The sequence below is a fragment of the Dietzia sp. CH92 genome, from assembly GCF_032248695.1.
GTDB lineage: Bacteria > Actinomycetota > Actinomycetes > Mycobacteriales > Mycobacteriaceae > Dietzia.
The window spans coordinates 72,161-94,737 of the sequence record NZ_JAVHXC010000009.1 but is presented as its reverse complement, the minus strand read 5'-3'; the positions used below and the strand labels follow the sequence as shown (position 1 = coordinate 94,737).

Here is a 22,577-nt window from a genome sequence, read left to right as displayed (position 1 = left end):
GATCCGGCCCGCGTCGCGGTGCTACCGGGAGATCAGTGCTCGTCGTTGTGACGGGCGCGGTTCTCCTCCTGCAGCGTCGTGAGCATCGAGTGCTCGCGGTGGTGCTTGTCGTGATCGGCGTCGTCGAGCAGACGGGCCTCCTCGACCGGGTCCGGGCTGAGCGCGCCCCGCGGGGGACGACCCGCGACACCGAGCTGGTTCATCTTGCTGGGCACCTTGGCCCCGGCGTACTCGAGCGGGACGGCGTGGCCGTGCTCGTCGATCTCGCCGAGAGGCTGGTGGACCTCGATGAACTCGCCCTGCGGCATCCGCATGATGATGCCGGTCTCGATGCCGTGCTCGAGCACCTCGCGGTCCGCACGCTGGAGGCCCAGGCACAGGCGGTAGGTGAAGAAGTACACCAGCGGCGGGAGCAGGATGAGCCCGATGCGTCCGGCCCACGTGGTCGCGTTGAGCGAGATGTCGAAGTGGTACGCGATGAGGTCGTTGGACCCCATCAGGACCAGGATCACGTAGAAGGTGATCGCCATCATGCCGGAGGCGGTGCGCACCGGCACGTCACGCGGACGCTGGAGCAGGTTGTGGTGCGCCTTGTCGCCGGTGAGCTTGGCCTCGATCTGCGGGTACAGGAACATCAGCGCGACCATGCCGCCGAGCATCACGGCCACCCAGGTGGTCGCCGGGATCGTGTACGGGCCGAGGTAGAGCTCCCAGGCCGGCATCACACGGGCGCCGCCCTCCGTCCACAGCATGTACCAGTCGGGCTGCGAGCCGGCGGAGATGTGTGACGGGTTGTAGGGCCCGAGGTTCCATATCGCGTTGATGGTGAACAATCCCGAGAACAGCATCAGCATGCCGACCGTGATGGCACCGAAGGCGATCGACTTCACCGCGAAGACCGGCAGGATCCGGACGCCGACGACGTTGTTCTCCGTGCGACCGGGCCCGGGGAACTGGGTGTGCTTCTGGTACCAGACGAGCGCCAGGTGCGCGGCGATCAGCGCGAGGATGATGGCCGGGATGATCAGCACGTGCAGGACGTAGAACCGCGGGATCATGATCTCGCCCGGGAAGTCCCCGCCGAAGATCATCCAGTGCATCCAGGTCCCGATCACCGGCAGACCCACGATGATCGCCGAGGTGATGCGGAGGCCGGTGCCCGAGAGGACGTCGTCCGGCAGACCGTAGCCGAGGAAGCCCTCGACGATGCCCAGGAGCAGCAGCACGCAACCGATGGTCCAGTTGGCCTCACGCGGGCGTCGGAACGCACCCGTGAAGAAGATGCGGATCATGTGCACGACCATCGAGGCCACGAACAGCAGGGCGGCCCAGTGGTGGATCTGACGCACGAAGAGCCCGCCGCGCACCTCGAAGGAGATGTCCAGCGCGGTCTCGTAGGCCCGCGACATCTCGATACCGTTGAGCGGCGCGTAGGCACCCTGGTAGATCACCTTCGACATGGAGGGGTCGAAGAACAGGGTGAGGTACACACCCGAGATCAGCAGGATGATGAAGCTGTACAGGGCGATCTCGCCCAGCAGGAAGGACCAGTGGGTCGGGAAGACCTTGTTGATCTGCCGACGCAGGCCCTTGGCCATGGTGTACCGCGCGTCGAGGCCGTCGCCCAGAGACGCGAGTCTTGTGTTGTTGCTCATGAACGACGCTCCCAGAAGGCAGGTCCGACCGGCTCGATGAAGTCACCGTTGGCGACGAGGTAACCCTCGCTGTCCACGGCGATGGGCAGCTGCGGAAGCGCGCGGGCGGCGGGGCCGAAGACCGGCTTCGCGTACTCGAGCGCGTCGAACTGCGACTGGTGGCACGGGCAGAGGAATCGATGGGTCTGCTGCTCGTACAGCGAGGTGGGGCAGCCGAGGTGGGTGCAGATCTTCGAGTAGGCGTACAGGTCGCCGTAGTTGAAGTTCTCCTGGCCCTTGCGCTTGACGACGCGAGCGGAGTCCTCGGGACGGAAGCGGATCAGCATGACCGAGTTCCGCGACCCGTGGATCGAGTGCATGTGCTCCTCGAAGTTGCCCAGCGCGCTCTCGGGGAGCGGGAAGACGGACTCGAGGCCACCGGCCGCGAGATCGTCGACACGGATGCGCTCCAGGCGGCCCTCACCGGCCGGCGGGTGGCCGTCCGGGTAGACCTTGCCGGTGTCCCGGCCGAGGTAGACCTTCTCGGGCGGCAGGCCGTCGGGGCGGTTCTCCGAGGCGAGCGTCCACCCGGTGGTGTGCAGCGTCCCGTCGCCGGACAGGGTCATCTCGCCGCGCTTCCACGGGTTCTTGATCATGCCGCCGAGGGGGAGGATCGCGGACAGGCCGATGAGCCCCACGCCCGCACCCAGGAAGCCGCCCATGACCTTGCGACGACCGATGGTGGAGGTCTTCCACGAGTCGTTGAGCTCGGCGACGATGGTGCGCCGGTCGAGATCATCGGACGGGCCGTCGTGGCGCGTCTGGACCGAGATCTCCTCGGGGACGAACTTCTTGGTGAACTGCACGGCGCCGAATCCGAGGAACAGGATCGACAGACCGATCGTGCCGCCCAGGAGCGGCGTGTACGCCATGTACAGCCAGTAGCCGTCCTCGCCCTCGCCGCGGTACTCCCACGGCCAGAAGATGTAGACGACGGCGAACGCGAGCGCGAACAGAGCCGACAGCGCGAACCAGGTCGTGACGGTCCGGGCGGCACGCTTCTCGGCGCGCGTGGTCACTCCCTCGGGCCAGCGGCTCTCGCGGTGGCGGACCTCCACCTCGTCCAGCTCGGTGCCCAGGCGGACGAGCTCGGCCTCGCTCATGCGGTCGAGGTCCGCCTGCGACGGGTTCTTCGGGGTCTCACTCATGAACGGGATCCGATCCACAGGGTCGCACCGATGAGGGCGACGATGCCGACAAGCCAGATTGCCACGCCCTCGGTGACGGGGCCCAGGCCGCCGAGGCCGTAACCACCGGGCGAGACCTTGCTGTCCGAGGCCTTGATGTAGGCGATGATGTCCTTCTTCTCGTCAGGCGTGAGCTGGCGGTCCGAGAACTTGGGCATGTTCTGGGGGCCGGTGAGCATGGCCTGGTAGATCTCCTGCTCGTTGGCAGGGTCGAGAACCGGCGCGTACTTACCGCCGGACAGCGCGCCGCCGCGGCCGGTGAAGTTGTGGCAGGAGGCGCAGTTCAGGCGGAACAGCTCGGAACCGCGGGCGATCTCCTCGGCGCGGCTCTCGCCGGAGGCGCCGCGCAGCGACTCCTGGGAGATGGTGCCGTCGGCGTCGGTGATGATGCCCGGCCCGCCGCCGTGGAGGTCGACGTAGGCGGCGAGCGCCATGATCTGGTGCTCGCTGTAGCGCGGCTTCTTCCGCTCGGCCTGCGCCTCGTTGTCGGCCGCCGGCATACGTCCCGAGTGCACCTGGAAGTAGGTGGACCCGGCGCCCACGCCCACCAGGGAGGGACCACGGTCCTCGACCCCCTGGAGGTTCTGGCCGTGGCAGGTGATGCAGGCGATGTCGTAGATCGACTTGCCCTCGGCGATGAGTGCGGCCTGATCCTGCTGGGCCGTCGCCACCTGCGGCTCCGGGACGACGGCGGTGGCGATGGCTCCCGCTCCGAGGAGGCCGGCAGCGATGACGAGCGCGCCGGTCGCCTTACGACGCCGCTTGGTGGAGGCCGGCCGCGACGGGGTCGGCGCCGTGTCCGGCGACGGCGTGTCCGCAGCGGGTGGGTGAGGTGAGTTCATTGTGAGTTCCCTTTGGTGTTGGGACCTGCTGGACACAGCGTCCTGCGGCCAGCTGACTACTGAATGAAGTAGATGGTGACGAAGAGGCCGATCCAGACCACGTCGACGAAGTGCCAGTAGTAGGACACCACGATGGCGGCGGTCGCCTGCGCCGGGGTGAAGCGCGACATCGTCGTGCGCATCACGAGGATGACGAAGGCGATGACACCCGCCGCGACGTGGAGGCCGTGGAAGCCGGTGGTGATGAAGAAGACGGACCCGTACACGCTGGAGGAGATGGTGGTCCCCTCCAGGTACAGGAGCACGTACTCGTACACCTGGCCGATGAGGAATACCGTGCCCATGACCGCGGAGATGACGTACCACCGCCGCAGACCGAAGACGTCGCCCTGCTCGGCGGCGAAGACGCCCATCTGACAGGTGAACGACGACGCCACGAGGATGACGGTGATCGTCAGGGCGAACGGCACGTTCAGGTGCACCGGGTAAGAGGGCCAGTCACCTCCCGAGTTCGCCTTGGAGACGAAGTACATCGCGAACAGACCCGCGAAGAACATCAGCTCCTGGGACAGCCAGATGATGGTGCCCACACTGACCATGTTCGGCCGGTTCAGCGAATGAACGCGCTGGGCCATGGCCGATCCTGAGTTATCTACTGCGCTCGTCACGTGGCCAAGTATGACCCCTGAGGTGGGTCGAGTTCGCATGGACCCCCGAAATCGGCGTGTCTGCTCAGCGTTTCCGCAGGTCGACTCAGAAACGCCACGTTCCAGGGTCGAAAATCGCCCCCCTTGCAGGGGCTATCAGCACGCTCTCAGGCTGACTCGCCGCGGGCGGTCACTCCCGCCGGGACAGGGGAGGGGTTCGGGCGGCGGGGCCCCAGGGGTGGCACGATTGACCCGTGCGGCCGGTCCCCGTGGGGTGCCGGCTCCGTTCTATGACACCAGAGGAGGTCGGGACACGTGGGCAGTTCGGCGGTGATCGACGGGGGCCGGTCCTGGCCCGGGGTACTCGGCACCCTGACGGCGGGGGAGGACCTCGATCCGGCGGACGCCCGGTGGGCGATGTCCCGGATCATGGAGGGTGTCGCCACCGACGCGCAGATCGCCGCGTTCGGGGTGGCGTTGAAGATGAAAGGCGTCACCGGACACGAGCTCGAGGCGCTCGCCTCGACGATGCTCGACTACTCGCGTCGGGTGCCCACCGACCGGGCGTGCGTGGACATCGTCGGCACCGGGGGTGACCGGCAGGGCACGGTGAACATCTCCACGATGTCGTCGTTGGTCGTGAGCGCGTGCGGGGTGCCGGTGGTCAAGCACGGCAACCGCGCGGCGTCCTCGAAGAGCGGTGGGGCCGACGTGCTCGAGGCGCTCGGTGTGGCCATCGACCTCGGTCCCGAGGACGTGGGACGGTGTCTCGACGAGGTGGGGGTGGCGTTCTGCTTCGCGCCGGTCTTCCATCCCGCCCTGCGGTTCGCCGCGACGCCGCGGCGGGAGATCGGCATCCCGACCGTGTTCAACATCCTGGGGCCCCTGACGAACCCCGCGGCACCCACCGCGAACCTCATCGGGTGCGCCTTCGAACACCTCATCACGGTGATGGCCGAGGTGTTCGCGTTGCGGGGCCGGTCCGCTCTGGTCGTCCGTGGCTCGGACGGTCTGGACGAGATCACGATGACCGGTCCCACGCGGGTCCTGCGGGTGGCGGACGGTCACGTCGACGAGGACCGGATCGAACCGGCGGACTTCGGGATGAGCACCTGTTCGATCGAGGAGCTGCGTGGGGGGGACGGAGAGCACAACGCCGGCGTCGCACGGGACCTCCTGGCGGGAGCGACCGGGCCGGTGCGTGACGCGGTGCTGTTGAACTCCGCGGCGGCGCTGGTGGCGTTCGAGGGACTGGAGCGGGGCGCGGACCTCGTGACGGCGATGCGGGCTGCGGTGGACCGGGCTGCCGCGGTGATCGATGACGGCGGGGCGGCGCGCCTCCTCGAGCGGTGGGTCGGTTTCAGCGCGAACAGGTGATCAGGGGCCGCGGTCGGCGGCAGCGCGTTCAGCCCGGTCCGCCCAGTCGGTCAGGGTGTGCGCGCCCTTCACGGGCAAGGTCCAACAGCCCTCGATCGAGACGATGCGGGTGGGGGTGGAGTCGATCCACCGGTGGACGTTGCGGATCTGAGCCCGGGTCGCGCCGGCGAACGGGCCCGGCTCGGGTCGCACGGTCGACGCGGCGGCCCGCAGCCCGTCGATGACCGGTATCGGAGCGGCCCCCGGCGGAACCGTGCCGGATCCCGCGAGCCGTCCGTGGCGGATCACGGCGACCGTCCACGCCCGCCGGGGAGCCGGCTGGACCAGGACGAGCTCGGCGAGCGCGGCCGTCGAGGCCAGCTCCTGACGGTCGGCCAGGACCCGGACGAGCGCAGCGGTCCGGTCGCGCAGCCTGGCGGCGCGCTCGAAGGCGCCGTCCGCGGCGAGCCGGTCGATCTGCGCCACCAGGGTGTGCAGAGGTGCCGAGTCGCGCCCGTCCGCCAGTGCCTCCCAACGGTCGGGCGTGAGCCCGCCGTCGAACGCGCCGACGAGGTCCTCCCACGCGACGCGGGCGTCCTCGGACCTCCGGAAGGGCCCGATCGCCGCGTGGTCGTCCGCGACCCTGACGATCCGGGGTCGACGCGCGCGGCCGACGGGCGGGGAGAGCCACCACCCGCGCCGGGGGTTCCGGGAGCGCCTGTTGAACGGGGGCTGCAGGGAGTCGATGAGCTGTTCCTCGACCGTCCACGCCTCGAGGAGGTGGGAGCACGGTACCGAGTCCACCGAGGCCGCCAGCCCGACCATGGTGCGCATCCGTCCGCGCGAATCCCCTCCGGAGTAATAGGAGCGCGCCCGACGCCGCACCGAGCCCGACGAACCGACATACAGCGGACCGCCGGCCTCGTCCCGGAACACGTAGACCCCGGGCCCGTCGGTGAGCGACTCGGTGAGGCGGGCGCGCCGCCGGACCTCCGGGGCGAGGCGCCCGTCGTACGACAACAGTTCGGAGAGGGTGGAGACCCCGCAGTCGCCCACCCGGGAGATGAGGGCGTGCAACACGTCGACCGTGGCGCGCGCGTCCTGCAACGCCCGGTGGTTGGGCTCGACCGTGGCGCCCAGATGGGCCGCGAGCACCCCGAGCCGGTGTCCCCGGGTCTCGCCGCGGTGGAGCACTCGCCGGGCGAGCGCGAGGGTGCAGACCGACGGTGGGTCCGGCCACCGGTGGCCCGTCGCTGCGGCGGCCGCGCGGAGGAAGCCGAGGTCGAAGCGCGCGTTGTGCGCCACGAGGACGGCTCCCCGGGAGAACTCGAGGAAGGTCGCCATCACCTCGCCGAGGGACGGGGCACCGACGAGATCCTCGGGTGCGATGCCCGTCAGCCGGCTGATGTGGCCGGGAAGCGACCCCGTGATGGCGACGAAGGTGGACAGTTCGGACTGGACCTCGCCGCCGCGCACCCGGACGGCCCCGATCTCGGTGATCTCGTCGCCGCCGGGCCTGGTGCCCGTGGTCTCGAGATCGACCACGACGAACGTCAACTCGGAGAGCAGCGGTTCGAGTTCGTCGAACGCGGCCTGCACGCCGGGCGCGAGCGAGGTGGGACGGGGCATGGCGCAGACGGTAGCCCCGGGGTCCGACACCGCGGCGCGGGGGCGATGGCCGGAGGGTGGACGTCGATGTGTGTCGTACCCGGCTCCTACAGTGCCGGCCAGGCGGGCCGCCGAGGGGAGCGGATCGCAGGTCGATAACGAACGGGCAACACGCCCAGGACGAAATGTGAGGTAGATCATGGTCTCGATGGACTGCGCCTGGTGCCCGGCGAGCCCGGCGACCTGCGAGGGCTGCATCGTCTCCGTGCTCTGGGGAGAAAACCCGCTGGTAGATGACCTGTCTCCAGAGTCGTGCGGCTATGTTCTGGACCCGGAGGTCCGGTCGGCGATCGATGTCCTGAGGGCCGCCGGGATGGTGTCCTCGATCGAGATTCTGGCCGCGGACACCGCCGCGTGAGCACGGAACTGGACTTCGACGAGACGGTTTCGTAACCTTTTCGAGACCTCGGAAGTCATTCCCCGCCCGCCGGTGGGGAGCCGGGGTCACGCCTAAGCGCCCTGAGGCGCGCCGGGGAACCACGTTCCACTGGGGTGAATCGCTCGCCGACTCGGAGGTCGGGGAGCGTAGGACAGACTTCCGTGTCCGAACCCGTCAGCTAACCCGGTCGGTGACGCAGGAAGAAAGAGGAAAGTCTCTCGTGGGAGCCCACAGCATCAAGACCAGCTCGACCGGCCGCCGCGTGGCCGCCGCCGGACTGCTCGCCGCCGGAGCCGCTGTCGCCGGCTCCGGAACCGCGTCCGCCGCGCCCGTGACCGTCGACGTCCCCGTCGAGCTGCGTCTGCCTGGTGTGCCGGCCCAGGTCACCATCGACGTCCCGGAGGGCATCGCGCTGCCGGCGGGTCTCCAGGCCCAGGTCGAGGCCCAGGCGGCCCCGGTCGAGTTCGCCGCCCCGGCACCGCAGATCTCCACCGGACAGCGGATCCTCGACGCCGCCACCACCCGTGTGGGCTCGCCCTACGCCTGGGGCGCCACCGGGCCCAGCTCGTTCGACTGCTCCGGCCTGACCTCGTGGGCCTACAAGGAGGCGGGCATCTCGATCCCGCGCACCAGCCAGGCCCAGATCGGCGGCGGCACCCAGGTCGCCAAGTCGGACCTGCAGCCCGGTGACATCGTCGCCTTCTACAGCGGCGCGAGCCACGTCGGCATCTACGCCGGTAACGGCCAGGTCGTCCACGCCCCGTACTCCGGCACCACCGTGAGCTACGCGCCGCTGGACTCCATGCCGTTCTACGGAGCCACCCGCTACTACTGAGCCGGGTCGCACCCCCTCCCACCCACCCCGTCGCTGACCGGTCACGAACCGGTCACCGGCGGGGTGTGTCGTCTGTAACATCCCGTCTCGGGTGCCCGATTCCGTTGAGAGGCGTCGGGCTCGACGCCGATCCAGGTGCACCCCGGAATCGAGAGACCGACGACAGCAGATGAGGCCCTGTACCCGCGCGACCACGATCGCCGCCGTCGCGGCCGCGTCCGTGCTGCTGTGCCTCCCGGCGGTCGCCCAGCCGCACGGCGACGAGCCCGCGGCGGTGACCGCGACGCCACCCGCCACGACCGCGCCGCCCGCCGTCACTCCTTCCGCCGCGGACACCGCGGTGCCCGCGGACGCCGAGGTGCCTGCGGACGCCGAGGTGGCCGCGGCACGGGAGGATCTGGCGGAGCTCGCGCGGTTGGCCGAGGAGGCGGGGGCTCTCGGCGAGGAGCTCCACCTGGCGCGGGAGGAACTCGCAACGGCGGTCCGCGAGCGGGACCGCCTCGAGCGCGACGCCGGCGTGGCCGCCGGCCGCGCCGCGGTGGCCGACGGGGTCGCGGTGCGGGATCAGTCCCTCGTCGACCGCCTCGCGGCCATGCGGTACCGGGGTGGGGATCCGGGGGCCACACGAGCCGCGGTGCTCGCCGAGAGCCCCGACGACCTCCTCCGCAGACTCGACGCACTGAGGCGCCTGTCCGGCGCCACCACGAACGCGCTGGACGCCTCCCGTGAGGCCTCCGAGACGGCGAGACGTCTACGCGATGACGCCGACCGGGCTGCGGCGCAGGCCCGCGACTCGGCGCGTGAGGCGCAGGAGCGCGCCGATTCCCTCGACCGGCGCACCGCCGAGATGCGGGAACGGATGGCCGAGGTCAGCCGCCGCGTCGACGCACTCTCGGCCGAGCAGCGTGCCCGGTGGGTCGGCGGGCCGCTCGTGCCCGCCGGGTACGTCGCGCCCCCCGGGGACGACACGAACGCGGCCGCGCTACGGGTGGCGCTGACCCGGCTCGGGGCACCGTACTCGTGGGGCGCCACGGGCCCGGAGGAGTTCGACTGCTCAGGGCTCATGGTGTGGGCGTACGCCCGCGAGGGCAAGACCCTGCCCCGGTCCAGCCAGGCCCAGGCCACCTCGGGGTCGCCGGTGGCGATGCGGGACGTCAGGCCCGGTGATCTCGTCATCTACTACCCGGAGGCGACCCACGTGGGGATGTACGCCGGCGACGGACTGGTTCTCCACGCGCCCACGTACGGCATCCCGGTGCGTCTCGAGCGGGTCGACGCGATGCCGGTGCACTCGATCCGTCGGTACTGACTCCGCACCGCCACCCGCACCGCCACTCCGCACCGCCACCCGGGCTGTCGCGCCGGGTGGCGGGGGCCCGCGCCGGTCGCTGTGGCAGGCTCGGAGCCGATGACCAAGACCCTGCTGATCACCAACGACTACCCGCCCCGCCCCGGCGGTATCCAGTCCTACCTCGAGACGTACCTGAGCCACCTCGACCCGTCCGATGTCGCGGTGCTCGCGTCGACGTTCCGTGGCGCCGAGTCCGCCGAGTACGACGCGTCGAAGCCCTACCTGGTCGAGCGGGTGCCCACCGAGATGCTGCTGCCGACGCCGGACGTCGCCGCCCGCGCGCGACGCCTCGCCTCCGACTTCGGGGCGACGACGATCTGGTTCGGCGCCGCGGCGCCGCTCGCGGCCATGGCGCCGGTCCTGCGTGACGGCCCCGTCGAGCGGATCGTCGCCAGCACCCACGGGCACGAGGTGGGATGGTCGATGCTCCCCGGCTCCCGGCAGGTCCTCCGGGTGATCGGGGAGTCCACGGACGCGATCACCTACGTCAGCGACTACACGCGCAGGCGCGTGGCCGCGGCCTTCGGCCCCCGCGCCCGCCTGGTCCACCAACCCGGCGGGGTCGACACGGAGAGGTTCCGCCCCGACCCCGTCAGGCGACGGGCCATCCGTGACCGCTACGGGGTGGCGGACCGCGCGGTGATCGTGTGTCTGTCCCGGCTCGTGCCCAGGAAGGGCCAGGATGCGCTCATCCGTGCGATGCCGGAGATCGCACGACGCGTGCCGGGGGCGGTCCTCGTCGTCGTCGGCGGGGGTCCCTACAGGAAGACGCTGGAGGGGCTGGCCCGTCGGCACGCAGTGGCGGACAGGGTCATCTTCACCGGCCGGATCCCGGCGGACGAGATCGTCGACCACCACCGCATGGCCGACGTGTTCGCGATGCCGTGCCGTACGCGCGGCGGCGGGCTGGACGTCGAGGGCCTGGGGATCGTCTATCTCGAGGCGTCGGCATGCGGGGTGCCGGTCGTGGCCGGGCGCAGCGGGGGAGCCCCGGAGACGGTGCGCGACGGACGGACCGGCCTCGTCGTGGACGGGACATCGCGGGGCGAGATCGTCGACGCGGTCGCCGGCCTGCTCGAGGACCGGCCGCGTGCGTCGGCGATGGGGCACCGGGGTCGGCGCTGGGTCCTGGAGAACTGGCGCTGGGAGGACCTCGCGCGAGACATGGAACGCGTGCTCTCGGGGGAGTGACCCGCGAGAGCACGCGTTCAGGTGGGCGTCACCCGCCCCTCCGCGCCGTCAGGCGTAGAGCGCCTCGATCTGATCGGCGTACTTCTCGTGCACCACGTTGCGCTTGACCTTGAGCGACGCGGTGAGCTCACCGGTCTCCTCGGTGAACTGGTCCGGCAGGACGTGGTACTTCTTGATGGACTCCGAGTGCGAGACGCTGCGGTTGGCCCGGGCCAGAGCCTGGTCCAGGTGCTGGATCATGTCGGCGTCCTTGAGGAGCTCGTACAGCGAGCCGGACTTACCGTGGTTGGTCTTCCACCGCTCCAGCGCCTCCGGGTCCAGGGTGAGCAGGACGGAGACGAACGGCTTGCCGTCGCCCACGCAGACCGCCTCCGCGACCAGCGGATCGGCGCGCAGTGCGTCCTCGAGCTGGTTGGGCGCCACGTTCTTGCCGCCCGCCGTGACGATGATCTCCTTCTTGCGCCCGGTGATCGACAGGTAGCCGTCCTCGTCCAGTGAACCGAGGTCACCCGTGCGGAACCACCCGTCCACGAAGGACTCGGCGGTCGCCTCCTCGTTCTGCCAGTAGCCGGTGGCCACGACGGGGCCGCTCACCTCGACCTCGCCGTCCTTGGCGATCCGGACGGCACACCCGGGCAGCGGCTGACCGACGCTGCCGATCCGCATGTGGCCGGGGGTGTTGACCGTGATCGCGGCGCAGGTCTCGGTGAGGCCGTAGCCCTCGAAGATGTTGACCCCGATGCCGTCGAAGAAGTGGGTGAGCCGATCGCCGAGGGCCGCGCCGCCGGAGATGGCGACCTCGCAACGACCACCGAGGGCGTTGACGAGTTTGGCGTAGACGAGCTTGGAGAACAGGGCGTGGCGCAGCTTCAGGAGCGGCCCGACCCGCCCGTCGCCCCGGTTGGCCTTGGAGTACGCCACAGCGGTGTCCGCGGCCTTGTCGAACATCCAGGCCTTGACCGCGCCGCCGTCCTGAGCGGTCGCCTGGGCCTTGTTGAACACCTTCTGGAAGACCCGCGGCACCGCGAGGATGTAGTGCGGCTTCATCTCCCCGAAGGTGTCGACCAGGTTGGTCAGGTCGGCGGAGTGCGCGATCGTCACCCCGGCGTGGAAACCGGCGTAGGTGATCGCGCGGGCCAGCACATGCGCCAGCGGCAGGAACATCACGGAGGTGGCGTCGTCGCGCAGGATCCGGCTGAACGGGGTCTCGAGCACGGCGAGCGTCTCGGACATGAAGTTGTGGTGGCTGAGCATGACGCCCTTGGGGCGACCCGTCGTGCCGGACGTGTAGATGAGGGTGGCGGGGGAGTCCGCTCGCACCGACGCGCGTCGCTCGTCCAGGACCGAGACGTCGACGGGTCCGGCCTTCGCCGCCAGGGTCTCCAGGACCGGCTCCGCGCCGTCGATCACCATGACGTCGGAGACGCCGAGCCCCTCGATGCCCTCCCGCGCGGTGGCCGCGTGGGTGTCGTTCTCGACGATGATCAGCGTGGCGCCGGAGTCCTCCATGATCCACCGGATCTGGTCGGCGCTGGAGCTGTCGTAGACCGGGACCGTGACGGCGCCGACCGCCCAGATGGCGAAGTCGATCAGGTTCCACTCGTACCGGGTGGCGCTGAGCAGGGCGACCCTGTCACCGGCCTCGACCCCCAGGGCGACGAGGCCACGGGCGGCCGTGCGGACCTCCTCGGCGAACTCACTATTGGTGACATCCGTCCACCGACCGTCGACGGGCCGGAGGAACGCCACGTTGTCCGGGGTCTGATCCGCCCGGTCATAGGCCGACTGTACGCAGGACCAGTCGTCCGGAACGGTGAAGGTGGCGGGTGCCGCGACGTATTCGCGCAAAGGGTCCTCCCGGTGTGACTGTCGTCGTATGTCGTCGACCACACACTATCGCCGGGCCCCGGCCGCGGCCACGGCGACCGGCACCGACGGGACTCGGCCCGGGCGCATCGCCGGTCGGGATGTGTGAAGCTTGAGGGTATGAGCGAGCACGACGGTGCCCCCGAGGTGTGGCCGACCAGAGACTCCACGGTTGTCGACGCGCCGGTGGACGACGTCATGGCGGTCATCGCGGATTTCGCCGCCTACCCGCGGTGGTCGGCGTCGATCCACGCCGCCGAGGTCCTGTCGACGGGTGCGGACGGACGCCCGGACAGGGTGCGGTTCGAGCTCCGGGCGGGCGCGATCGCGGACGAGTACGTCCTCGCCTACTCCTGGTCGGCCGACCACCGCGCGGTGGAGTGGCGGCTCGAGAGCTCGAACCTCCAGCGCGACCAGCGGGGGTCCTACCGTCTGGAACCCGTGGAGGACGGGACCCGGGTGGACTACGAACTCGAGATCGAGTTGACGGTGCCGGTGATCGGCAGCCTGCGCAGTCGCGCCCAGCGGCGGATCCTCGGAGACGCACTCAGTGAACTGAAGCGACGGGCCGAGTCCCGGTGACCCGGACCCGAGTGGCCGTCGTCCTCGGTGGCGACCCGGCCGACCGCGCGGCGATCACGTCCGGCCTGCTCGCCGACGCCGGGCTCACCGCTCTCGTGCTCACCGGCCACCCCGAGGCCGTCGATCCGCGCCTCGACACCTCGGACGCGGGCCCGGTCGAGGTCCGCCCCGACGACCCGGCGGCCCGGGTGGAGGCCTACCGGTCCGGGGCCGCCGATCCGGACGACGACGTCCTGGCCGCCCTCTCCGCCGGGGGAGACTCGCCCCTGGCGGCCGTACTGGGCTGGGAGTACGCCCGGCGCGCCGCGGCGTCCGGTTACTGGGACCTCGTGGTGGTGGAGGTGGACGGCGACCTGGCCGCGGTGCGCCGGATCGCGGCGGCGGGGGAGCTCGCCGCCTTCGTCGAGACGCGGTGGCCGGCCAACGTGCGCTTCGCGTCCATGGCCGCCGGGACCCGGGCGGATTCCCGGGTCCGTGAGGCGCACCGGCTGGCCCTGCTCGCCGGCGACGTGGCCGACTTCCTCGCGGGGCCGCTCGAGGTGATCGTGGCGGGTCGCTCGTCGGAGCGGACGGCCGCGATGGCGGCGCTGGCGCGCGGCGCGGTCCGTCCCGAGGTGGTGGCCGACGGACACGGCGGTTACCGCGTCGAGTACCCGGTCCCGACCGCGCCGTCCGCCCCGCCCTCGGTGGAGGGGGACCGGCTCCGCCTCGAGCACGACGGGTTCCGTGCCGTCCTGGGCCTGCCGTCGCTGCTGACGCGGTGCGTTCTCGTGGACTCGGCTTTCGACGCGGGTGCGGGCCTCGTCCGGCTGCGTTTCCTCCCGGACCCCGATCTGTGGCCGGAGAACCTCGTGCCGACCGGCTCCGCGGGCGGCGCCGGGTAGTATCCGCATTCGTCGAGTGCCACCACGAGAGGACCGGGGACCGCGTTGCTGTACTACCTGTTCAAATACGTGCTGATCGGCCCGTTCCTCCGGGCCACGAGTCGGCACGTCGTGACGGGGCGTGAGCATTTCCCGGACCGGGGTGCCGCGCTGCTCGTCGGCAACCACCAGTCCGTCGCGGACTGGCTGTTCACCCCGCTGCTCCTGCCCCGGCGGGTGACGTTCCTGGCCAAGAGCGACTACTTCACCGGCACCGGCATCCGCGGGATGCTCAGCCGGTGGTTCTTCGCCGGCTCCGGGCAGTACCCCATCGACCGCACCAACGCCGACACCGCCCAGGCGGCCCTCGACGCCGGTCTGGAGGTCCTGTCGTCCGGGCAGATCCTGTGCATCTACCCGGAGGGCACCCGCTCCCCGGACGGGCGGCTCTACCGGGGCAAGACCGGTCCCGCCCGGCTGGCGCTTCGCGCCGGCGTGCCGATCATCCCGGTGGGGGTGACGGGTACCGCCGAGTACGTCCGCAGACTCGCCCGGTTCCGGCCCTTCCCGCGGACCCGGATCAGGGTCATGCTCGGCGAGCCGCTCGACCTGACCCCCTGGGCCGGGCGGGAGAACGACCGTGCGGCCGAGCGGGAGATCACCGACGAGCTGATGCGGCGTATCCAGGCCCTCACCGGGCAGGAGTACGTCCACGACATCTACGGGGCGGACATGAAGAAGCGCTACCAGGCGGTGAGGGAGTCCGGGCACAACCTGCTCGACCAGCCCGTCGACGGGCAGCGCTGACCAGGTGCGGTACTTCTACGACTGCGAGTTCATCGAGGACGGCACGACCATCGACCTGGTGTCGGTGGGGGTCGTCGCCGAGGACGGTCGCGAGTTCTACGCGGTCTCCACGGAGTTCGACTCGTCGACCGCCGGACCGTGGGTGCGGCGCAACGTCCTGCCGAAACTGCCCAACCCGTCCTCGAGTGCGTGGATGTCGAGGGCCCGGATCCGCGACGAGCTCTACGACTTCGTCACCGCCCCGCCCACCGGCCCGGTGGAGATGTGGGCCTGGATCGGCGCCTACGACCACGTCGCCGTGTGCCAGCTGTGGGGCGACATGACCAAGCTGCCGGCGGCGATGCCCAAGTTCACCCGGGACGTCCGTCAGCTCTGGGAGCTCGCCGGCCGTCCGGAGCTCCCGACACATCCCGGGGGAGCGCACGATGCGCTCGGTGACGCCCGGCACGCCCTGATGCGGTTCCGTGCCATCGCCGCGCAGGCGCCCCACCTGGGTCTCTGACGGCCCGCCCGCCCACGGTGGCGTATCGTCGCCGGGGTGAGCAACTGGACAGTCGACGTCGACATCGCGCATCTCCCCGACCTGCCGCCGCTCTCCGCGGATCTCGACCGGCAGCTGACCGATGCCCTCTCCCGGCCGGCGCTGCAGCAGCCGTCGTGGGACCCGCAGCACGCCGCCGCGATGCGCAAGGTCCTCGAGAGCGTCCCGCCCATCTGCGTGGCCTCCGAGGTCGAGCACCTTTCGGACCGTCTCGCCGACGTGGCGCACGGTCGGGCGTTCCTCCTGCAGGGCGGTGACTGCGCCGAGACCTTCGAGGCCAACACCGAGCCCCACATCAAGGGCGTCATCCGCACCCTGCTGCAGATGTCGGTCGTGCTGACCTACGGCGCGTCGATGCCCGTGGTCAAGGTCGGTCGCATCGCCGGCCAGTACGCCAAGCCCCGCTCGGCCGACCGCGACGGCACCGGCCTGCTGTCCTACCGCGGTGACATGGTCAACAGCCTCGAGGCGGACGAGTCCGCCCGCGAGCACGACCCCTCGCGTCTGGTGCGCGCCTACGCCAACGCCGCCGCGGCGATGAACCTGGTCCGCTCCCTGACCGCGTCGGGAACCGCGGACCTGCACCGGGTCCACGAGTGGAACATGGAGTTCGTCGCCGGGTCCCCGGCCGGGGCCCGCTACGAGGCGCTGGCCGCGGAGGTCGACCGCGGCCTGCGCTTCATGGACGCCTGTGGTGTCTCCGACGCCAACCTGCGCTCCGCCGACATCTTCTCCTCGCACGAGGCGCTCGTGCTGGACTACGAACGAGCGATGCTGCGGCTCGCCGACGACGGCACCGGGCTCACCGGCGACGCCGAGCCGGGGCTGTACGACCTGTCCGCGCACTTCCTGTGGATCGGGGAGCGCACGCGGGGGATCGACGACGCCCACGTGGCGTTCGCCTCGCTCATCCAGAACCCGATCGGGCTGAAGATCGGCCCCACCACGACGCCCGAGCTGGCGGTCGAGTACGTGAAGAAGCTGGACCCGAACAACCGTCCGGGCCGCCTCACCCTGGTCTCCCGCATGGGTAACGACAAGGTCCGCGAGGCACTGCCCCCGATCGTGCGCGCGGTCGAGGAGACCGGGCACAAGGTCATCTGGCAGTGCGATCCGATGCACGGCAACACGCACTCGACGTCCAACGGGTACAAGACCCGCCACTTCGACCGGATCATCGACGAGGTCCAGGGCTTCTTCGAGGTCCACCACGCCCTCGGCTCGCACCCGGGCGGCATCCACATCGAGCTGACCGGCGAGGACGTCACCGAGTGTCTCGGGGGCGCGCAGGACATCTCCGACCTGGACCTGGCGGGTCGGTACGAGACGGCGTGCGACCCGCGGCTCAACACGCAGCAGTCGCTGGAGCTCGCCTACCTGGTCGCGGAGATGCTGCGCCACTGACGGACAGCGCCGGCGCGCCACTGACGCACGGCGCCGGCTGCGCCACTGACGTACAGCGCCGGCGCGCCACCACCGGCGCGCCGGCCCCACGTCAGCCCAGGGCGTCGATCTCGACCTCGCTGCCCCGCGCCACCACCCGGCCGGGCAGCGGGTTCTGGCCGTAGACGATGCCGCTCGCCGTCCCCGCGTCGATCGTGGCGCGCAGTCCGGCCTCCTGCAGCCGCTGGCGGGCGTCCGACGCCCGCGACCCCAACACCACGGGGACGGTCACCGCATCGGACGGGACGATCCGCAGCACGGCGCCCGCCGGGTCGAGACGGGTCCCCGCCGGGGGCTCGGTGCGGACGACCCGACCGTCCGCGATCTGCCGGTCGGTCACGGGCGGTTCGCGGACGATCGTGAACCCGGCCTCCTCGAGGACGTCGGTCGCCTCGTCGACGGGGACGTCCCGGATGTCGGGCACGGTCAGCGCGTTGGAGACGAGCAGGGTCACGCCGTCACCGCGGGACACGTCCGTTCCGCCCGCCGGGTCGGTGCCCACGGCCAGACCGCCGTCCACCTCGTCGTCGTACACCCTCCTGACCTGCGACACGGCCAGCCCCGCACCTTCCAGGGCGGCCCGCGCCTGGTCCTCCTCCAGCCCCACCACGTCGGGCACGGCCACCGGTGCCGGCCCCGAGCTCGTGACCATGGCCACCCGCGTACCCACGTCGACCGTCGTGCCCGCGCCCGGCTGCAGCGACACCACCTGACCCACCGGCACCGAGTCGGAGTACTCGGTGCCGCCGCGGACCGGCTCCAGGGAGTGCTCGCGCAGGGCGGCCGAGACCGCGTCGACCGACCGGTCGGCCCCCACCTCGGGCACCACCGGGCGTCCCACCGAGACCAACACCGCGACGGTGTCGCCCCGCGGCACCTTCTCGCCGGCGCCCGGGTCCGTCCCCACCAGCCCGGACGGGGGGACGTCGTCGCTGAAGGCGTCGCGCGTGGCGGCGGCGAGACCCACGGCGTTGACCGCGTCGGTGGCCTGCCCCACGGACATGCCCTGCACCGACGGCACCTCCACGAACCGACCCGACCCGAGCCACCACCCGGCCACGGCCAGGCCGATCGCGGCGGCGAGCACCACGATGAGCCATAACATGCCGCGCTGACGGCGAGGACGGATGAGGTCGCGGTCCGGGGCGGCCTCCACCTCACCGCGCGGTGCGTGCGCGGGCCCGTCCGGGCCGGGGGGAGGGGGCGCCGGGGCGAGGTCGGAGCGGGTCTGCACCCGGGTGGGCATCGGGCCGTCGCCGCGGCGCAGCGCCTCCCCGCTCTCGCGGTCCGCGGCGTCGAACTCGGACTCCCCGCCGGGCGTGGCGCGCGCGGCGTTGGCCCGGGCGCGCGCCCACGAGGACTGACGCGGAGCGGGGACGACGTAGTCGGGGAACCGGCCGATCTTGGCGGCCCGGTCCAGGTCGCGCAGCATCTCGTCGGCGTCGGTGTAGCGGTCCTCGCGGCTGCGGCGGGTCGCGCGCAACACGAGGTGGTCGAGGTCCTCGGCGACGGTGTCGGACTGGTCGGAGGGCGCGGGGACGTCGGTGTCGAGGCGACGGTAGGCCACCGCGATGTTGTTGTCACCGCTGAACGGGGGCTCCCCGGTGAGCATCTCGTAGGTCAGCACGCCCAGCGAGTACAGGTCCGAACGCGCGTCGGTGTCCGCGCCGGAGATCTGCTCGGGGGACAGGTAGGCGGCCGTGCCCATCACCACGCTGCTGGACGTGGCGCGGGACTCCGCCACCGCGCGGACCAGGCCGAAGTCGGCGAGCTTGACCGCGCCGGTCGTGGAGATCAGCACGTTCTCCGGCTTGATGTCCCGGTGGACGAGCCCGGCGGCGTGCGCCTCGCGCAGCGCGCCGAGCAGGGGGCGCAGTACGGCGGCGACGGCGTACGGCGGCATCGGCCCGCGCTCGTCGAGCAGCTCGCGCAGCGTGCCGCCGGGCACCAGCTCCATGACGAGGAACGCCGTCCCGGACTCGACTCCCTGGTCGAAGACCTGGACGATCCCCGGGTCGGACAGGCGTGCCGCGGACCGGGCCTCGAGGGTGAACCGGTCGACGAACGCGCGGTCCCCCGCGAGCGTGGGGTCGAGCAGCTTGACGGCGACGTGACGGTCGAGCCGCTCGTCGGTGGCCAGGTGGACCGTGGACATGCCGCCGCGGGCGATCACGGCGTCGAGCCGATAACGCCCGTCGAGCAGGGTGCCTGGTCCGGGGGGCTTCCCGTCGTAAGTGCTCATATCGTCCATTCTGCCCCTCCCGCCCCGTCCGCGGTACGTCCGAACGCGGCCCGGGGACTAACGTGTCAGGGGTGAGTACCGTTCCGCACTGCGACGACGTCCTGCCCGCCGGGGTCGAGACCATCAATCTGCCCGAGGTGTCCGAGCGTCTCGGCATCCCCGTCACCCGCGTGCACGATCTGCTGCGCGAGGGGGCCCTGCTCGCCGTGCGCCGCGCGGGCGTCGTGGTGGTGCCGGGCGTGTTCCTCGACGACGACGAGGTGGTGCGCTTCCTCCCGGGACTGGTGTCGGTCCTGCGGGACGGGGGTTACTCGGACGAGGAGATCCTGCGGTGGCTGTTCACCGAGGACGACACCCTGCCCGGCCGCCCGGCGGACGCCCTCCACGGCCACCGCGCGCGCGAGGTCATGCGTCGCGCGCAGGCGATGGCGTTCTGACGGCGGTCGCGCCGGCGCGAGTCGCCGCGGTCGACCGCCACCACCACCAGGCCACCGCGACCGAGGCCACGACGGCGGTGCCGACGAGGACGGGGCTGTAGAGGCTCGTCGACCCGTTGGGGCCGATGCCCATGATGAGGAAGACGGTCACGCCCACCGCGGCCGTCGTGGCGCGCGGGCCGGGGCGGGCGAGGAACCAGAACGCCGCCACCCACACGTGGTACCAGGGCCACGACAGTGAGTTGAGCACCACGAACACCAACAGCGCGACCATGACGCCCCGCAGCGCCGACGCGGTGTGGTGGCGGTGGCGCCACCACACCGCCACGAGGGCCAGCGCCAGGACGACGCGCCCCACGCGCCGCGCGACGGCGAGAACGTCCTCGAAACCCGGGGTGTCGAACGCGGCGTGGACGAGGTGGGCCACGGCGGTCGGCGCGCTGAGGTAGTTGATCACCCGGTCGGAGACGGAGATGGCGTCGACCCACCCGAGGCCCGTGCCCGCGGCCAGGGTGGCCAGCGTGAACACGGCGAGCGCCGCGCCGGCGGCGACCGCCGTGTCGAGGACCGCCCCCGCCAGGGGCCGACGCGTGCGTCCCGGGTGGGGCCCGGTGGGGGCCGACCGACGGCGTCGGTCCAGGGCGATCCACAACAGGAACGGGGCGACGATCACGGCGGTGGCCTTGAACGCCACCGCGAGCCCGATCGCCCCGCCCGCCCACGCGTAGCGGCGGTCGAGAGTCAGCACGACCGCCGCCAGGCAGGCCACGAGGGGGAAGATCTCGTTGTGCAGGCCGCCGGCCAGGTGGATGATCGTCAGCGGCGACGCGCCGGCCATCCACACCGCGGCGCCCGGGTGGACCCCGGCACGGCGGGCGGCCGCCGCGACGAGCGCGACGAGCCCGGCCAGCGCCACCAGCACGACCACGCGCAGGAGGAGCACGCCCACGTCGGGGTTACCGCCCGAGAGGGCGACGAGGCCGCGCATGAGCAGCAGGTGCAGGGGGCCGTAGGGGGTCGCGGTGGACTGCCAGTCCGCGCTGACCTCGGCGGTGAAGGCACCGGGGTTGGCCTCGGGGCCGTACCGGTAGGGATCGACCCCGGCGGCGGTCATGGCGCCCTGGGCCAGGTAGGACCAGGCGTCGCGGCTGAACATCGGGACCGCGGGCAGCAGCGGCAGGGACCACAGGGCCGTGGCCCACGCGGCGTCGCGGGTGGGGAGCCGGCCGGCGACGGCGCGGGGGCCGAGCGCGAGCCACGAGGTGAGCAGCAGCGCGACGCCGATCCAGCACAGGCCCAGCGCGAGGAGCTCACCGTGGCCGAAGGTGGCGCCGGGCAGGCCGAGGGCGACCGCGGGACCGCCGTCGACCGGTAGCGCCCCGGCGCCGAAGCCGGAGACGGTGAGCAGCACGGAACCGAGGACGCCCCGCCACAGGGCGGGGCCGGACGGGCCGGTGAGGGCGGCGCGGGCGGACGCCGTCACCGCGGGGACGGTCCGGGCGGGTGGGGGCGACGACGACGAGGGGTTCTCCTCCGGACGCCGGCCCGTGTCCGCGGGCACGGATCAGGCCCGTCGGCGGGTCGCGGCCTCCGCCAAGTCCCGCAGCGTGTCCCGCCCGTGGTCGCTGATCGCGTCCGAGGCGATCGCGTCCAGGGCGCAGGAGGTCAGCGTCTCGATCTCGGTCTCCACGGAGGCGACCGCCCCGGAGTCCTCGAGGACGGCCCGGGCACGGGCGAGGGTGCGCTCGTCGGGTTCGGAGCCCAGGATGTCGGCGAGGAACCGCGCGTCCCCGGCGGGCGCGAGGGTCATGGCGCGGGCCAGTAGGAGCGTGCGCTTGCCCTCGCGCAGGTCGTCGCCGGACGGCTTGCCGGTGACCTCGGGGTCGCCGAACACCCCGAGCAGGTCGTCGCGCAGCTGGAACGCCTGGCCCACGGCCACCCCGAACTCCCGCAACGCGGCGACCGTCTCCGGGCCCGCCCCGGCGAGCGCGGCGCCGATGTGCAGGGGCCGCTCGACGGTGTAGGCCGCGGTCTTGAAGCGGTTGACGCGGGCGGGGGTCAGCTCGTCCGTGGCCCCGGACGCCTCGGCGAGGATGTCGAGCATCTGCCCGGACAGCACCTCGGTCTTCATGGCGTGCCACGGGACCAGAGCGCGCACCAGCGCGGCCGGGTCCACCCCGGAGGTCACGAACATCTCGTCGGCCCAGCTCAACGCCAGGTCGCCGACGAGGATCGCCTGCGAGACCCCGTAGCGGGCCGGGTCGCCCTCCCACCCGTCCGCGCGGTGGGCGGCCTCGATCGCGCGGTGCACGGTGGGCCGGCCGCGGCGGGTGTCGGAGGCGTCGACGATGTCGTCGTGCACCAGGGCGCACGCCTGGATGAGTTCGAGGGCGGCACAGGCGGACACGACCTCGTCCGGTGCCGGTGCGGCCTCGGGGCGGGAGGCGGCCCACCCGGCCAGGGCGAAGCGGGGCCGCATCCGCTTGCCGCCGTCCATCACGAAGTCCGACAGCAGACCGGCGAGCCGGTCGACCCGCTCGTCGACCGACGAGACGACCGTCCGGCGTCCGTCGATGTGGCGGCGGAGTGCGGCGAGGACGCGTTCTCCGTCGTCGGGGCGGGTCGCCATGACCACGGGCACCATCC

Annotated in this window: 20 protein-coding genes and 1 riboswitch; of the genes, 11 read left to right on the top strand and 9 right to left on the bottom strand. The window is 71.8% G+C overall.

The annotated features are described in order from the left end of the window. Positions 1 to 32: 32 nt before the first annotated feature. From RWK90_RS16085 to RWK90_RS16070, 4 genes are read right to left on the bottom strand one after another with little or no spacing between them, the layout of a single operon-like run. Positions 33 to 1,655: a cytochrome bc complex cytochrome b subunit gene (locus RWK90_RS16085; protein WP_314038629.1), complete on the bottom strand. Its 1,623-nt coding sequence runs from the start codon at positions 1,653 to 1,655 to the stop codon at positions 33 to 35. Next, positions 1,652 to 2,842 (bottom strand): ubiquinol-cytochrome c reductase iron-sulfur subunit, encoded by a 1,191-nt coding sequence (locus RWK90_RS16080; protein ID WP_314038628.1) that lies wholly within the window; start codon positions 2,840 to 2,842, stop codon positions 1,652 to 1,654. The genes RWK90_RS16085 and RWK90_RS16080 overlap by 4 nt, the downstream gene beginning before the upstream one ends. Then, entirely contained in the window at positions 2,839 to 3,723 is an 885-nt protein-coding gene (locus RWK90_RS16075) for a cytochrome c (protein ID WP_314038627.1), read from the bottom strand. Before RWK90_RS16075 ends, RWK90_RS16080 begins: the two co-directional genes overlap by 4 nt. Positions 3,724 to 3,779: 56 nt before the next feature. Further along, positions 3,780 to 4,391, bottom strand: a complete 612-nt coding sequence (locus RWK90_RS16070; RefSeq protein WP_314038626.1) for a heme-copper oxidase subunit III — start codon at positions 4,389 to 4,391, stop codon at positions 3,780 to 3,782. Between the two features lie 294 nt (positions 4,392 to 4,685). Between RWK90_RS16070 and trpD the strand changes: the two genes are divergently transcribed. Continuing rightward, on the top strand, positions 4,686 to 5,747 hold the full coding sequence (gene trpD / locus RWK90_RS16065) for an anthranilate phosphoribosyltransferase (protein ID WP_314038625.1): 1,062 nt from the start codon (positions 4,686 to 4,688) through the stop codon (positions 5,745 to 5,747). Here trpD and RWK90_RS16060 read toward each other — a convergent pair whose 3' ends face one another. Next, on the bottom strand, positions 5,748 to 7,355 hold the full coding sequence (locus RWK90_RS16060; protein ID WP_314038624.1) for a DEDD exonuclease domain-containing protein: 1,608 nt from the start codon (positions 7,353 to 7,355) through the stop codon (positions 5,748 to 5,750). It abuts the gene before it with no gap. A gap of 178 nt (positions 7,356 to 7,533) precedes the next feature. Here RWK90_RS16060 and RWK90_RS16055 point away from each other — a divergent pair, with 178 nt between their 5' ends. The 4 genes from RWK90_RS16055 to RWK90_RS16040 all read left to right on the top strand — a co-directional run bounded on the left by RWK90_RS16055 (position 7,534) and on the right by RWK90_RS16040 (position 11,150). Further along, positions 7,534 to 7,752, top strand: a complete 219-nt coding sequence (locus tag RWK90_RS16055; RefSeq protein ID WP_314038623.1) for a hypothetical protein — start codon at positions 7,534 to 7,536, stop codon at positions 7,750 to 7,752. Between the two features lie 79 nt (positions 7,753 to 7,831). Then, a riboswitch (cyclic di-AMP (ydaO/yuaA leader) is annotated at positions 7,832 to 7,981 on the top strand. A gap of 12 nt (positions 7,982 to 7,993) precedes the next feature. After that, entirely contained in the window at positions 7,994 to 8,608 is a 615-nt protein-coding gene (locus RWK90_RS16050; protein ID WP_314038622.1) for a C40 family peptidase, read from the top strand. 169 nt (positions 8,609 to 8,777) lie between these two features. Then, entirely contained in the window at positions 8,778 to 9,917 is a 1,140-nt protein-coding gene (locus tag RWK90_RS16045) for an NlpC/P60 family protein (protein ID WP_314038621.1), read from the top strand. A gap of 99 nt (positions 9,918 to 10,016) precedes the next feature. Continuing rightward, positions 10,017 to 11,150: a glycosyltransferase family 4 protein gene (locus RWK90_RS16040; protein ID WP_314038620.1), complete on the top strand. Its 1,134-nt coding sequence runs from the start codon at positions 10,017 to 10,019 to the stop codon at positions 11,148 to 11,150. Positions 11,151 to 11,198: 48 nt separating this feature from the next. Here the strand turns inward: RWK90_RS16040 and RWK90_RS16035 are convergent, their stop codons facing one another. Beyond that, positions 11,199 to 12,998, bottom strand: coding sequence for a long-chain fatty acid--CoA ligase (locus tag RWK90_RS16035; RefSeq protein ID WP_314038619.1), 1,800 nt, complete (start codon positions 12,996 to 12,998; stop codon positions 11,199 to 11,201). 138 nt (positions 12,999 to 13,136) lie between these two features. Between RWK90_RS16035 and RWK90_RS16030 the strand changes: the two genes are divergently transcribed. From RWK90_RS16030 to RWK90_RS16010, 5 genes are read left to right on the top strand one after another with little or no spacing between them, the layout of a single operon-like run. Continuing rightward, a complete protein-coding gene (locus RWK90_RS16030; RefSeq protein WP_314038618.1) occupies positions 13,137 to 13,598 on the top strand; it encodes an SRPBCC family protein in 462 nt (153 codons plus the stop codon). Then, on the top strand, positions 13,595 to 14,482 hold the full coding sequence (locus RWK90_RS16025) for a hypothetical protein (RefSeq protein WP_314038617.1): 888 nt from the start codon (positions 13,595 to 13,597) through the stop codon (positions 14,480 to 14,482). Before RWK90_RS16030 ends, RWK90_RS16025 begins: the two co-directional genes overlap by 4 nt. A 45-nt stretch (positions 14,483 to 14,527) precedes the next feature. Further along, positions 14,528 to 15,268 (top strand): lysophospholipid acyltransferase family protein, encoded by a 741-nt coding sequence (locus RWK90_RS16020; RefSeq protein ID WP_314038616.1) that lies wholly within the window; start codon positions 14,528 to 14,530, stop codon positions 15,266 to 15,268. Between the two features lie 4 nt (positions 15,269 to 15,272). Then, positions 15,273 to 15,770, top strand: a complete 498-nt coding sequence (locus RWK90_RS16015; protein WP_314038615.1) for a polyadenylate-specific 3'-exoribonuclease AS — start codon at positions 15,273 to 15,275, stop codon at positions 15,768 to 15,770. A gap of 36 nt (positions 15,771 to 15,806) precedes the next feature. Next, positions 15,807 to 17,213, top strand: a complete 1,407-nt coding sequence (locus RWK90_RS16010; protein WP_314038614.1) for a class II 3-deoxy-7-phosphoheptulonate synthase — start codon at positions 15,807 to 15,809, stop codon at positions 17,211 to 17,213. 91 nt (positions 17,214 to 17,304) lie between these two features. Here RWK90_RS16010 and pknB read toward each other — a convergent pair whose 3' ends face one another. Continuing rightward, the gene (pknB, locus tag RWK90_RS16005; protein WP_314038613.1) at positions 17,305 to 19,494 is read right to left on the bottom strand and encodes a Stk1 family PASTA domain-containing Ser/Thr kinase; all 2,190 of its coding nucleotides are present in this window, start codon (positions 19,492 to 19,494) and stop codon (positions 17,305 to 17,307) included. 71 nt (positions 19,495 to 19,565) lie between these two features. On the opposite strand from pknB, the gene RWK90_RS16000 reads away from it, so the two are divergent. Further along, positions 19,566 to 19,931, top strand: coding sequence for an Rv2175c family DNA-binding protein (locus tag RWK90_RS16000; protein WP_314038612.1), 366 nt, complete (start codon positions 19,566 to 19,568; stop codon positions 19,929 to 19,931). On the opposite strand, the gene mptB is transcribed toward RWK90_RS16000, so the two are convergent. Together mptB and RWK90_RS15990 are read right to left on the bottom strand one after the other, a co-directional pair. After that, on the bottom strand, positions 19,900 to 21,414 hold the full coding sequence (mptB, locus tag RWK90_RS15995) for a polyprenol phosphomannose-dependent alpha 1,6 mannosyltransferase MptB (RefSeq protein ID WP_314038611.1): 1,515 nt from the start codon (positions 21,412 to 21,414) through the stop codon (positions 19,900 to 19,902). The genes RWK90_RS16000 and mptB overlap by 32 nt on opposite strands. 81 nt (positions 21,415 to 21,495) lie before the next feature. Continuing rightward, positions 21,496 to 22,575: a polyprenyl synthetase family protein gene (locus tag RWK90_RS15990; protein ID WP_396230351.1), complete on the bottom strand. Its 1,080-nt coding sequence runs from the start codon at positions 22,573 to 22,575 to the stop codon at positions 21,496 to 21,498. Positions 22,576 to 22,577 lie beyond the last annotated feature (2 nt).